Origin of the sequence: Streptomyces sp. NBC_00523, assembly GCF_036346615.1 — a bacterium.
GTDB lineage: Bacteria > Actinomycetota > Actinomycetes > Streptomycetales > Streptomycetaceae > Streptomyces.
Window position 1 is genome coordinate 4,023,950 of sequence record NZ_CP107836.1, and the last position, 12,308, is coordinate 4,036,257.

The 12,308-nt window shown below is 71.8% G+C and carries 11 protein-coding genes; 3 read left to right on the plus strand and 8 right to left on the minus strand.

The features are described 5' to 3' along the window. Positions 1-5: 5 nt before the first annotated feature. Positions 6-1,577, minus strand: coding sequence for a M4 family metallopeptidase (locus OHS17_RS18215; RefSeq protein WP_330313016.1), 1,572 nt, complete (start codon positions 1,575-1,577; stop codon positions 6-8). A 253-nt stretch (positions 1,578-1,830) separates the two neighbouring features. Then, positions 1,831-2,406, minus strand: coding sequence for a TerD family protein (locus tag OHS17_RS18220; RefSeq protein ID WP_330313017.1), 576 nt, complete (start codon positions 2,404-2,406; stop codon positions 1,831-1,833). A 169-nt stretch (positions 2,407-2,575) separates the two neighbouring features. Between OHS17_RS18220 and arfB the strand changes: the two genes are divergently transcribed. Then, positions 2,576-3,010: an alternative ribosome rescue aminoacyl-tRNA hydrolase ArfB gene (gene arfB, locus OHS17_RS18225; RefSeq protein WP_330313018.1), complete on the plus strand. Its 435-nt coding sequence runs from the start codon at positions 2,576-2,578 to the stop codon at positions 3,008-3,010. A 34-nt stretch (positions 3,011-3,044) separates the two neighbouring features. Here arfB and OHS17_RS18230 read toward each other — a convergent pair whose 3' ends face one another. Next, on the minus strand, positions 3,045-3,608 hold the full coding sequence (locus OHS17_RS18230) for a flavin reductase family protein (RefSeq protein ID WP_330313019.1): 564 nt from the start codon (positions 3,606-3,608) through the stop codon (positions 3,045-3,047). Between the two features lie 445 nt (positions 3,609-4,053). Between OHS17_RS18230 and cdgB the strand changes: the two genes are divergently transcribed. Beyond that, positions 4,054-5,688 carry a diguanylate cyclase CdgB gene (cdgB, locus tag OHS17_RS18235; protein WP_161212511.1) on the plus strand — a complete coding sequence of 545 codons (1,635 nt, stop codon included), beginning with the start codon at positions 4,054-4,056 and terminating at the stop codon, positions 5,686-5,688. 143 nt (positions 5,689-5,831) lie between these two features. Then, positions 5,832-6,806, plus strand: a complete 975-nt coding sequence (locus OHS17_RS18240) for a carbohydrate-binding protein (protein ID WP_330313020.1) — start codon at positions 5,832-5,834, stop codon at positions 6,804-6,806. Positions 6,807-6,873: 67 nt separating this feature from the next. Here OHS17_RS18240 and OHS17_RS18245 read toward each other — a convergent pair whose 3' ends face one another. The 5 genes from OHS17_RS18245 to OHS17_RS18265 all read right to left on the minus strand — a co-directional run bounded on the left by OHS17_RS18245 (position 6,874) and on the right by OHS17_RS18265 (position 12,060). Beyond that, positions 6,874-7,725, minus strand: coding sequence for a class II fructose-bisphosphate aldolase (locus OHS17_RS18245; protein ID WP_073862389.1), 852 nt, complete (start codon positions 7,723-7,725; stop codon positions 6,874-6,876). Between the two features lie 62 nt (positions 7,726-7,787). Continuing rightward, on the minus strand, positions 7,788-8,732 hold the full coding sequence (locus tag OHS17_RS18250; RefSeq protein WP_018101583.1) for a 1-phosphofructokinase family hexose kinase: 945 nt from the start codon (positions 8,730-8,732) through the stop codon (positions 7,788-7,790). A gap of 150 nt (positions 8,733-8,882) precedes the next feature. Next, positions 8,883-10,043: an N-acetylglucosamine-6-phosphate deacetylase gene (gene nagA, locus OHS17_RS18255; protein ID WP_330313021.1), complete on the minus strand. Its 1,161-nt coding sequence runs from the start codon at positions 10,041-10,043 to the stop codon at positions 8,883-8,885. Then, positions 10,043-10,936, minus strand: a complete 894-nt coding sequence (locus OHS17_RS18260; RefSeq protein WP_383164495.1) for an ROK family protein — start codon at positions 10,934-10,936, stop codon at positions 10,043-10,045. Before OHS17_RS18260 ends, nagA begins: the two co-directional genes overlap by 1 nt. A 215-nt stretch (positions 10,937-11,151) precedes the next feature. Next, complete coding sequence (locus tag OHS17_RS18265; protein ID WP_330313023.1) at positions 11,152-12,060, minus strand: SIS domain-containing protein; 909 nt, start codon at positions 12,058-12,060, stop codon at positions 11,152-11,154. Positions 12,061-12,308: the final 248 nt, after the last annotated feature.

Here is a 12,308-nt window from a genome sequence, read left to right on the forward strand (position 1 = left end):
AGGGGTTACTTCACGTTGACGCCGCTCCAGGCCGCGTCGACGGCCTTGAGCTCGGCGCTGTCGGCGCCGTAGAGGTCGGTCGCCGCCTTCTCGGTGGCGGTGCGGGCGTCCGCGTAGTCGGTGGTCGAGGTCATGTACTCGGACAGGGCCTTGTACCAGATCTGGACGGCCTTGTCCCGGCCGATGCCGGCGACGGTGGAGCCGTCGGAGGTCGGGGAGTCGTAGTCGACGCCGTTGATGGTCTTCGCGCCGCTGCCCTCGGACAGCAGGTAGAAGAAGTGGTTGGCGACGCCCGAGGAGTAGTGCACGTCGAGGTCGCCGACGCCGCTGTCCCAGTAGTCGGCCGAGCCGCCGTCCTTGCTGGGCTCGTCCATGTAGCGCAGCGGGCTGCCGTCGCCGTTGATGTCGATCTTCTCGCCGATGAGGTAGTCGCCGACGTCGGTCGCGTTGTCGGCGAAGAACTCGACGGAGGTGCCGAGGATGTCGCTCGTGGCCTCGTTGAGCCCGCCGGACTCGCCGGAGTAGTTCAGGTTGGCGGTGGACGAGGTGAGGCCGTGGCTCATCTCGTGGCCGGCGACGTCGAGGGCGGTGAGGGCGCTCTTGTTGTCGGCGCCGTCGCCGTACGTCATGCAGAAGCAGCTGTCGTCCCAGAAGGCGTTGACGTACGCGTCGCCGTAGTGGACCCGGGAGTACGCGGCCTTGCCGTCACCCGCGATGCCGTCGCGGCCGAAGGCGGACTTGTAGAAGTCCCAGGTCTGCGCGGCGCCGTAGTGGGCGTCGACGGCGGCGGTCTGGCGGTCGTTGCCGGTGCCGTCGCCCCAGGTGTCGTCGTCGTCCGTGACGAGGTTGCCGGTGCCGCTCTCGCCCTGGTTGAGGTCGTACGTCTTGTGGCCGCCGCGGTCGCCGTCGGTCAGCTCGAAGCCGGAGCCGGACGCGGTGGTGGAGAGGTCGACCTTGCCGCTGTACTGGCTGTTGCCGACGCCGGCGGTCTCGATCTCCTCGTAGCTCTGGAGGACCTTGCCGGTGGTGGCGTCGGTGATGACGCGCTTGCGGCTGGGGGTGCCGTCCTTCTGGACGCCCGTCTTGACCGATTCCAGGGCGAGGACGGGGGTGCCGTCGCCGGCCCAGATCACCTTGCGGGCGCTCGCCGCGGTCTTGATCTTCGGCGTGGTGGACGGCACGGATATGCGGGCCGTGGTCGCCTTGGTGACGCTCTTGAGCTTGCCGTTCGCGGCGGTGTGGGTGACGAGGTCGCCGCCGAGGACGGGCAGTCCGGCGTAGGTGCGCTCGTAGCGGGTGTGGACGGTGCCGTGGGCGTCCTTGATCACGTCACGCGCGATCAGCTTCTCCTTGGCGCCCAGCTTCAGCGCGGAGGCGGTGGAGGAGGCGTCGGACTGGGCGGTCTTGATGGCGGCGGTGCGCGCCGAGGCGCTGCTGAAGGCCGGGGTGGAGGCGGAGGCGGAGTCGCCGGGGGTGTTCGGGTGGGCGTTCGCCGCACCGGACTGGATGCCGACGAGGACCATCGCGGCCACGGCGGCCAGGGCTGCGGCGCGACGGGTGTTCATGTGGGGGGTCATGCAAACTCCGTTGCTCGTTCCGTGGGGGGTTACGAGCCGGGAGCCTGCCACCGAATCGGCGTTATTGACGGTGCACCAACAAATGCCTCACATTTCTTTGACCAGTTCTTGTCCGACTGAGGGGCTGTCATGTCCGTTATCCGGCGGCCTTTGACCGGTCGGGACCGGGTGTGTCGGGATCAGGTGTCCGGACATGCGGGAGCCCCCGGCCGCAGGACGTTCGGCCGGGGGCTCCTCGAAGAGCTTGCCTGCGTCAGAGGGTGACGCCGAAGTCCTGGGCGATGCCGCGCAGGCCGGAGGCGTAGCCCTGGCCCACGGCGCGGAACTTCCAGTCGGCGCCGTTGCGGTACAGCTCGCCGAAGACCATGGCGGTCTCGGTGGCGGCGTCCTCGCTCAGGTCGTAGCGGGCGATCTCGGCGCCGCCGGCCTGGTTGAGGATGCGGATGTACGCGTTGCGCACCTGGCCGAAGTTCTGGCTGCGGGTCTCGGCGTCGTAGATCGAGACCGGGAAGACGATCTTGTCGACGTCGGCCGGCAGGCCCGCCAGGTTGACGTTGATCTGCTCGTCGTCGCCCTCGCCCGCGCCCGTGAGGTTGTCACCGGTGTGCACGATGGTCTGGTCCGGGGTCGCCTTGTTGTTGAAGAAGACGAAGTGGCCGTCGGAGTAGACCTTGCCGCCGGTGTTGACCGCGATCGCCGAGGCGTCGAGGTCGAAGTCGGTGCCGGTGGTGGTACGGACGTCCCAGCCGAGGCCGACCGTGACGGCGGTGAGGCCGGGGGCCTCCTTGGTGAGGGAGACGTTGCCGCCCTTGGACAGGCTTACTGCCATGGGAAGTCCCTTTCATCTGTCGGGTGCGGGCTTCGCGGTCACGAAGCTACCGTCACAGGTCATAACGCCGACAGGGGACCGGTAGGTTCCGCCCGCCTTTACTTTCTTTACCGAAGAGGCGGTGGTGCGGGGCAAAAAGAGGTGACGAACAGCTGGTGGGGCGGGGAACATGGGTGTCATGTCCGGGCCCTATGTCATCCGAGGTTCGGTCTCCCTGCCGGAGGCCGAGCTCATGTGGCGTTTCTCGCGGTCGTCCGGGCCCGGCGGCCAGCACGTCAACACCAGCGACTCACAGGTCGAGCTGCGCTTCGACCTCGCCGCCACCGAGGCGCTGCCCGAGGTGTGGAAGGCACGCGCGCTGGAACGGCTGGCGGGCCGGCTGACCGGCGGTGTGATCGCCGTACGCGCCTCGGAGCACCGCTCGCAGTGGCGCAACCGCGAGACGGCCGCCGTACGCCTCGCGGCCCTTCTCGCGGAGGCGTCCGCCCCGCCGCCCAGGCCGCGCGTGAAGAAGAAGATCCCCCGGGGGATCAACGAACGACGGCTGCGCGAGAAGAAGCAGCGCAGCGACACGAAGCGGGGTCGCTCGGGGCGCGACTGGTAGGGCCGCCCCCGAGGCCGGTGGGGCCGTCCCCCGCTCAGCCCAGCTGCCGGTACTTCCCCCGGAAGTACGTCAGCGGTCCGCCGTCCCCGCTCGGGACCCGCGCCCCCAGCACGCGGCCGATCACCAGGGTGTGGTCACCCGCGACCACCCGCTGCTCCGTGCGGCACTCCAGGGTCGCGAGCGCGCCGCCCGCCAGCGGGGCGCCGGTGACCTCGCCGCGTACGTACGGGATGTCCTCGAAGAGCAGCCGGTCGCTGATCCGGCCCTTCATCGCGAACCGGCCCGCGATGTGCCGCTGGCTCTCCGCCAGCACGGACACCGCCCACAGCGGCTGCTCCGCGAGCAGGTCGTCCATCCGCGAGTCGTTGCGCAGGCTCACCATCACCAGCGGCGGGTCCAGGGACACGGACATGAAGGCGGTCGCGGTCATGCCGACGTCCTCGCCGCGCCCGTCCGCGTCGAGCGGCGGCTCCTGGGCGGTGACCAGCACCACGCCGGCCGCCAGCCGGGACAGGGCGGCACGGAACTCTTCGTTGCTCACCCCCTCAGCATGGGGGACGGGCTCGGTACGCGGGGTGGGGGGTTTCGTCTGCAACACACCGGGAACGCTAGCCGCGCGTTCCGCGCCCCCGCATCGGGCCAGGGGACCAGCCGGGTCCTAGGACCTGTCGTCACATTCCCGTCTGCCGGGCGACGCCATGCACGCCCTCTCGCCGCACCGGCCCCAGACCCCAGTACATCCAGTACAGGGGTCTGGGGCCGGCACGCCGAGAGCACGCACCTGACGCCGCCCGGCCCGCCCTCCGGGCGGACGACGGGAATGTGACGACAGGCCCTAGGACCGCCGGTTTTCGTCACCTCTCTGACCTGCTGTGACCTCTTCCCGCTCGTTTGTGACTTGAGTCACAGACTGCAATATTTGCTGACCCTGTGTACCGGGTGCACAGCTCGCTGTGATTCAGTGGCCGTGACACTGCAGTAAGTACGTCACGTACGTCGATATGAATTCTGGAGTGCTGTCGAGGTCTCGGGGAGTGCGAGCGATGGACGCCGAGTCGGAGCCCTACGTCCGTCTCGCGACGATGCGGCAGCTGCACCAGGCCGTCGCCGATCTCAACACGGCGCGGAGCCTGGCCGACACCCTGCAGACGGTGGCCGACGGGATCGTCGCCAACCTCGGCTACGAGCTTGCCTGCGTCAACCTCGTCCGCCCCGACGGTGACCTCGTCGTCGCCGCCCTCGCCGGGAACCACGCCGCCGAGGCCCTGATCACCGGCCGCGTCGGCTCCCGCGCCTCCTGGGAACGCCGGCTGCTCATGGGCGAGGCGTGGGACGGGCTGCGGTTCATACCGCACACCGAGGGCTGGGTCCTCCTGGACGACGACGTGCCGCAGTGGCACACCGAGGGCCCGGAGCCGCGTTTCGAGGACGAGTGGCACCCGCAGGACCGGCTGTACGCCCCGATGTACGCGTCCGGCGGCGGCTCGGACCTGCTGGGCGTCATATCCGTCGACCGGCCGCGCAACGGACGCCGCCCGGGCGCCTGGGGCCGCGAGGCGCTCCATATGTACGCCTCGCAGTCCGCCATCGCGATCAGCAACGCCAGGCTCCGGGCCAACATGCAGCGGGCCCTGGTCCGGCTGGAGCGCGAGCAGCAGGCGCTCCGGGCCAGCGAGGAATCCTTCCGCCAGGCATTCGAGTACGCCCCCAGCGGCATGGCCATCGCCGAGCTGGGCGGTGACCAGCAGGGGCGGCTGCTGCGGACGAACGACGCGCTGTGCCGGCTGCTGGGCCGCCCCGCGTCGGTGCTGCGCCGCTACTCCTTCGCCGATCTGGTCCACCCCGAGGACATCGGCACCCTGCTCCGTACCTCCGCCGAGGGCGGCCGGGCCGAGCTGCGCCTGGGCCGGCGGGACGGCTCGTACCTGTGGGTGTCGCTGCGCAACTCCGTCGTCGCGGACACGGCGGACGGGCCGCGCTTCCTGCTGACGCACGTGGAGGACATCGAGGAGCGCAAGCGCCATGAGCTGAACCTCGCGCACCGCGCCTCGCACGACGCGCTCACCGGGCTGCCCAACAGCGCGGAGCTGCGGGCCCGGCTCGGCGCCCGGCTGTGCGCCCGGCCGGACGCGGCGGCGACGACGGACGTCGAGGCGGTGGACGCGGCGTACGGGGACGTGGACGAGACGCGGGGGCACTACCCGGTCGGCGGTCCGGGTGCGCACCCCTTCGACCACCACGTGCACGCAGTGGCGCCGGACACATCGCGGGACGACGGGGCGAAGGGGCTCGCGGTCCTCTTCTGCGACCTGGACGGCTTCAAGTCGATCAACGACCGCTTCGGGCACCACACGGGTGACGCGGTGCTCATCGAGGTGGCCCGGCGGCTGACCACCTGTGTCCGGGACGGGGACACCGTCGCCCGGCTCGGGGGTGACGAATTCGTCGTTCTCGCGGACGGCCTGGGTGCGGCGGACGCGGCTGACCTGGCCGTTCGCCTGCGCAATGCGATCATTCCGCCCATTCGGGTCGACGGGCGCGCGGTGCGCGTGGGGGCCAGTTTCGGCATCGGCTGGGCGGCCTGCGGGATGACCGCGGAAGAGGTGCTGCGCTCCGCCGACCAGCGGATGTACGTGGAGAAGCGGTCGCGGTCGAAGGTTCACCGCAGAGCCGGCTGACGTTCTTCCGCGCGTCCCCGCCCGGGTTCCCGCCGAGGTCCTTGTCAATTCTTGACATCGTCCATTCGAGGTAGGCTCGGCCGGTCGGCGACGGCCGGCGCTATTCGGCGACGGCTGACGACATGGTGAGGAGTGACCCAGGGATGGCCGGGAACAACGGCGCGAGCACACCCGAGGACGACGATCCGTTCGGCTACCTCTACGCGGACGGGCAGGCGGCCGGTGCGCAGCCGCCGGGACAGGGCGGCTACGGCTACCCGGGTCCCGCCGCCCAGCCGGGTGTGCCCCGGACCTCGTACAACCAGGTGCGGACCGTCGGTGAGCGCCAGTACGGGCAGCAGGTGCCGCAGCAGCAGGCGTACGGCTACCCGCCGCAGGCGCCCCAGGGCCAGTACGGTCAGCCCAGCCCGCAGTACGCCGCCCCGGAGACGTATCCCGGCGGCGCGGCCACCACACAGGTGCCGCAGCAGGGCGGTCGCGGCGGCGGTTCCGGCAAGGGCGGCCCGAACACCAAGGGCCTCCTGATCGCGGCGGTCGCGGTCGTCGCGGTGGTGCTCATCGGCATCGGCGCGGCGCTGATGACGAGCGACGGCGACAAGGACAAGAAGGCCGAGGCGAACGCCTCGCAGGGGCCCGGCTCGGAGGTCGAGGAGTCCCCCACGCCGGAGACGTCCCCGTCCTCCTCGGCCCCGGTGGAGCTCCCGAAGCAGGACGCGGCGGCGCTCCTGCTGGGCGGTTCGGCGGAGCTCGACAACTCCGTGAAGGGCGCCAAGAGCGCGAACGGGCAGTACATCAACCTCAACGAGGTGGGCCGTTCGGCGACCTGGTCCGTCGAGGTGCCGGAGGCCGGTGAGTACACGCTGTTCGTGACGTACGGCGTGCCGGGCAAGGACGCCAAGACCTCGCTGACGGTCAACCAGGAGGACCCGCGGTCCATCAACATGAAGAACTTCGCCAACGCCCCCGAGGGCGACCTGGAGAAGGGCTGGACGACGACGTACGCCTACGTCAACCTCGTCAAGGGCGCGAACACGCTGATGATCTCGTGCAACGAGGGCGATCAGTGCGACGCCAACCTGGACCAGCTGTCGCTGAAGGCCGGTCACCAGACCCGCTGACCGGCGCCCCGGCCATTCCGGCCCCCTCGCCTCCGGGCGAGGGGGCCGGTGCGTTTTCCGGGTCCGCTCAGCCCATCAGGGCGAGGAAGCCGGCGACCGTGGCGGCCATGGCCTCGCGGCCGGGGGCGATGTACTTGCGGGGGTCGACGCCCGTGGTGTTCTCGGCCAGGTGGGCGCGGACGGCGCCGGTGAACGCGGTGTTCAGGGCGGTGCCGACGTTGATCTTGACCATGCCGGAGGCGGCGACGGCCTGGCGGATCTCGTCGTCGGGGACACCGCTGGAGCCGTGCAGCACGAGCGGGACGGGGACGGCGGCGCGGAGCCGGCCGATGAGCTCGTGGTCGAGGGCGGCGGTGCGCTCGGTCATGGCGTGCGAGGAGCCGACCGCGACGGCGAGGGCGTCCACGCCGGTCGCGGCGACGTACGCGGCGGCCTCGTCCGGGTCGGTGCGGACGCCGGGGGCGTGGGCGTCGAGCGGGGCCTCGCCCTCCTTGCCGCCGACCTTGCCGAGCTCGGCCTCGATCCAGATGCCGCGCGCGTGGCCCCAGGCGACGGCCTCGGCGGTGGCCCGGACGTTGTCCTCGTAGGTGAGCTTGGACGCGTCGAACATCACGGAGCCGAAGCCCTCGTCGTGGGCCTGGTGGAGCAGGTCCACGGACTCGACGTGGTCGAGGTGCAGGGCGAGCGGCGCGGAGGAGGTCCTTGCGACGGCGGCGGCGGCCGCGGCGATGGCGGTGAGCCGGCCGCCGTGGAACTTCACGGCGTTCTCGGAGATCTGGAGGATGGCGGGCGCGCCGGCGCGTTCGGCGCCGGTGGCGATGGCCTCCGCGTGCTCCAGGGTGATGACGTTGAAGGCGGCGATCCCGCGTCCCTGGGCCTGGGCGGCCGAGACGAGTTCACCGGTGCTGACGAGCGGCATTGCTGACCTCTGTTGTTTCTCCGGGTCCGGCGGGCGGGCCCGGTGCGGGGCGGGGCGCGGCGTCAGGCCGCCCCCGCTGCGTGTTCCTCGATGGCGACGCGCGGCAGCAGCTCCTCGTACGCCGTGCGGTCGAAGTCGCCCGCGGTGGGGGCCAGCACGGTCGCCGTCGACAGTGCCACCGCCCGGCGCAGCCGGTCCGGCCAGCTCAGGGACTCCACGAGGCCGGAGAGCAGCCCGGCCACGGCGGAGTCGCCCGCTCCGGTCGGGTTGCCCTTGACCGGCGCGGGCGGCGAGGCCCGCCAGACGCCGTCCGGGGTGACGGCGAGCATGCCGTCCGGGCCGAGCGAGGCGATGACGCCGTGGGCGCCGCGGCGGCGGGCGTCGCGGGTGGCGCGCAGGGGCTCGCGGGAGCCGGTGAGCTGGGCGAGCTCGTCGGCGTTCGGCTTGATCAGGTCGGGGCGGGCGGCGATGCCCCGGCGCAGCGGTTCGCCGCTGGTGTCCAGGAGGACGGGGACGCCGGCGGTGCGGGCGAGCCGGACGAGTTCGCCGTACGCGCCGACGTGGATGCCGGGCGGGAGGCTGCCGCACAGGGCGACGGCGTCGGCGGTCTTCAGCAGGTCCGCGTACGCGCCGAGGAGGGCGGTCCACTCGTCGGCGGTGACGTGCGGTCCCGCCTCGTTGAACTGGGTGGTGTCGCCGGTCGCCGCGTCGGCCACGGCGAGCGTGCGGCGGGTGTCGCCGGAGACGGGGACGAGCGCGTCGGTGAGGGTGCCGCTCTGCCGGGGGAGCGCGGCGAGCAGGTCGCGCAGGACGCTCCCGGTGGCACCGCCGGCGAAGCCGGTGACGACGGTGTCGTGGCCGAGGGCGGTGAGGACGCGGGCGACGTTGAGGCCCTTGCCGCCGGGGCGCTCGGAGAGGTCGGTGACCCGGTGGCTGGAGTGCGGCACGAGGGCGGGGACGGAGTAGGTCAGGTCGAGTGCCGTGTTCAGCGTGACCGTGAGGATCACCGCGGCCGCCCCTTCGCGTTCGTTCCGTGCTGCGCGCTGATTCCCTGCCGGGAACGCGCTTTCCATGCTGGTTTCCCAGGCGATCATGCCAAAGAGGGGGCGGTCGGCCCAGACCTCGGGGCCAACCGCCGTCTCTTCGTTACGTGGGAGTCAGCTCGCCGCGGCCTCGGGCCGGACGATCCATTCGCCCTTGCGCATGACGCCCTTGAGGCGGAAGTCCTCGTCCAGAACGACCAGGTCGGCGTCCTTGCCGGGCTCCAGCGAGCCGACCTTGTCGTACACGCCGAGGAGTCGCGCCGGGTTGGCCGAGATCGACGTGACCACGTCCTCGACGGGGATGCGGTCGATGGTCACGGCGCGGTGGAAGGCGGTGTCCAGGGTGAGGGTGGAGCCGGCGATGGAGTTGCCCTCGACCAGCCGGGCGACGCCGTTCTCGACGTTCACGGCGAGCGGGCCGAGCTGGTAGACGCCGTCGCCGAAGCCAGCCGCGTCCATGGCGTCGGTGATGAGGGCGACGCGGTCGGCGCCCGCGTGGTGGTAGGCCAGTTCGAGCGCGGCCGGGTGCAGGTGCGTGCCGTCGTTGATCAGCTCGACGGTGACCCGCTCGTCCTCCAGGAGCGCGGCGATCGGGCCGGGCGCGCGGTGGCCGATGGCCGGCATCGCGTTGTAGAGGTGCGTGGCGACGGTGGCGCCCGCGTCGATCGCCTCGACGGTCTGCTCGTACGTGGCGTCGGTGTGGCCGATGGCCGCGATGACGCCGTGCTCGGCGAGCAGCCGTACGGACTCGATGCCGCCGGGCAGCTCGGTCGCGAGGGTGAACATCTTCGCGGTGCCGCGCGCGGCGTCCATCAGCTTGCGGACCTCGGCCGGGTCCGGGTGGCGCAGCAGGGCCTCGCTGTGGGCGCCCTTGCGGCAGGGGGAGATGAAGGGGCCCTCGAAGTGGATGCCGGCGAGGTCGCCCTGTTCGACCAGTTCCGAGAGGATGCCGGCGCGTTCGGCGAGGAAGTCCATCTCGCCGGTGACCGTGGAGGCGACGAGGGTCGTGGTGCCGTGCTCGCGGTGGGTGCGGACGCCGGTCAGGACCTCGTCCACGGTGCCGGAGGTGAAGGACGCGCCGCCGCCGCCGTGGTTGTGCATGTCCACGAAGCCGGGGACGATCCAGTGCCCGGAGAGGTCCAGGACCGGGGCGTTCTCGGCCTGGGTGCCGGAGATGCGGGTGCCTTCGACGGTCACCCGGCCGTCCTCGACGTTGCCGGTGGGCAGTACCACCCGGGCCCCTGCGAGAACGGTGCTGTCTGCGCGTCCGGCCATCAGGCGGATACCTCCGTGGAGAGTAGATCCCAGGCGAGCAGCCCTGCGCCCAGGCATCCGGCGGTGTCCCCGAGGGCCGCCGGGACGATGTGGGGCAGCTTCTGGAACGTGACGCGTTCCTCGACGGCCGCACGGAGTGGTGTGAACAAGGTTTCCCCGGCCTCGGCGAGCCCGCCACCGATGATGAGCGTGCGCGGGTCCAGCAGGGTGAGCGCGGTGACGAGTCCGGCGGCGAGCGCGTCGACGGCGTTCTGCCAGACCTCGACCGCCTTCGGGTCGCCGGATTCGACGGCCTTGGCGCAGTCGGCGGCGTCCGCCTTCGGGTCGCCGGACGCGGCCGCCCAGGCGCGGCTGACGGCGGAGGCGGAGGCCAGGGTCTCCAGGCAGCCGCGCTGGCCGCAGCCGCAGTCCGGGCCGTCCGGCCGGATCACGATGTGGCCGATCTCGCCCGCGTAGCCGTGGGCGCCCTCCTCGATCGCACCGGCGATGCCGATGGCTCCGGCGATCCCGGTGCCGAGGGGGATGAAGAGGAAGCGGTCGGCGCCCTGACCCGCGCCGATCCGGCCCTCGGCGAGCCCGCCGGTGCGGACGTCGTGGCCGAGCGCCACGGGTACGCCGCCGAGCCGTTCGCCGAGCAGCTGCCGCATGGGTACGTCACGCCAGCCCAGGTTCGCCGCGTAGACGGCGATCCCCTTCTCCGCGTCCACGATGCCGGGTACGGCGACACCGGCCGCGAGGGCGCTCTCGCCGAAGTGCTCCTCGCCGTACGCACGCAGGTCGGCGGCGAAGGTGAGGATCGACTCCACGACGGCGTCGGCGCCGCGCTCTCTGCCGGTCGCGCGCCGTGCCTCGTGGAGCAGGGCGCCGTCGGCCCCGACCAGTGCGGCCTTCATTCCGGTGCCGCCCACATCGAGGGCGATGACGTGTTTCACGTGGAACAGTTTCGCCCGAGGGACCCCAAAAGGTCTAGTCCACTAGTGCTGTTTGTTGCGCATCCATACAAAATCCCGGTACCGGTTACGGGGAAGGGCCCGGTTTGTCGAGAAGGCCGCCCGGGAAGGGCTCCGCGCCTGCCCGATCCCGGGTCCGTTCCCCGCCCGTGCAGGCCCTACTCCGGCAGGATCACGCTGCGCGAGAGGTTGCGCGGGTGGTCGGGGTCGTACCCCTTCGACTCGGCCAGGACCACCGCGAGCCGCTGGGCGCGGATCAGGTCGGCCATCGGGTCCGCCGTCCCGTGCGCGACGAGCGTCCCGCCGACCGCCGCGACCTCGCCGGCCAGCCCTTCGGGCAGGGCGCCGAAGACCCAGGCCACCCGGTTCGGACCGGTGATCGCGATCGGGCCGTGGCGGTACTCCATCGCCGGGTACGACTCGGTCCAGGCGCCCGCCGCCTCGCGCATCTTCAGCCCGGCCTCCTGGGCGAGACCGTAGGTCCAGCCGCGCCCCAGGAACGTCCACTGCTCGGCCGCGACCACCGCCTCGGCCAGCGGCTCGGTCACCGCCAGCTCCGCGTCGACCGCCGCCTCGGCGACCGTCTTCACGCCCGCGGGAAGCGGACCGGCCGCCTCCAGGCCCGCCCGCAGGAAGGCGAGCGCGGTCGTCGCGAACCGGGTCTGGACCACGGACTCCTCGTCCGCCCAGTCCAGCACCGCGACCGCGTCGGCGGCCTCCATGACCGGGGTCCTCGGGTCGCCGGTCAGGGCGACGGTCGCGGTCTTCCCGCGCAGCTCGCACAGGAGCGCCAGCACCTCGCTCGTCGTACCGGAGCGGGTGATCGCGACCACCCGGTCGTACGGCCGCCCCACCGGGAACTCCGAGGAGGCGTACGCGTCCGTCTCGCCCTGTCCCGCGGCCTCCCGCAGGGCCGCGTACGCGATGGCCATGAACCACGAGGTGCCGCATCCGGTGACGGCGACGCGCTCGCCCGGCTTCGGCAGCCCCTCGAACTCCGCGCCCGCCTGTGCGGCACGCCGCCAGCAGCTGGGCTGGGTGGCAATCTCAGATGCGGTACGCGACATGCGGAGCGGCTCCTTGTGGCTGGGCGGGCTCGGGGCGACGGAACGGGCCCGTAAGGGAACTGACGCGCCGTCGGTTAAAGGTCTGGACCAATAAGGCCCGTACGTCGAGACCTACTTAGCAGTCGCCGCGGGCCCCGTGCAATGCTGCTGCGTTGTGGAAGCGATACCTCCGTGGTGTAGACCTCTACGCCGGTGGCGGGGAAAATCGCAGCTCACCCGCAGTGCCCCGCGCGGACGCGGGAGCCGCG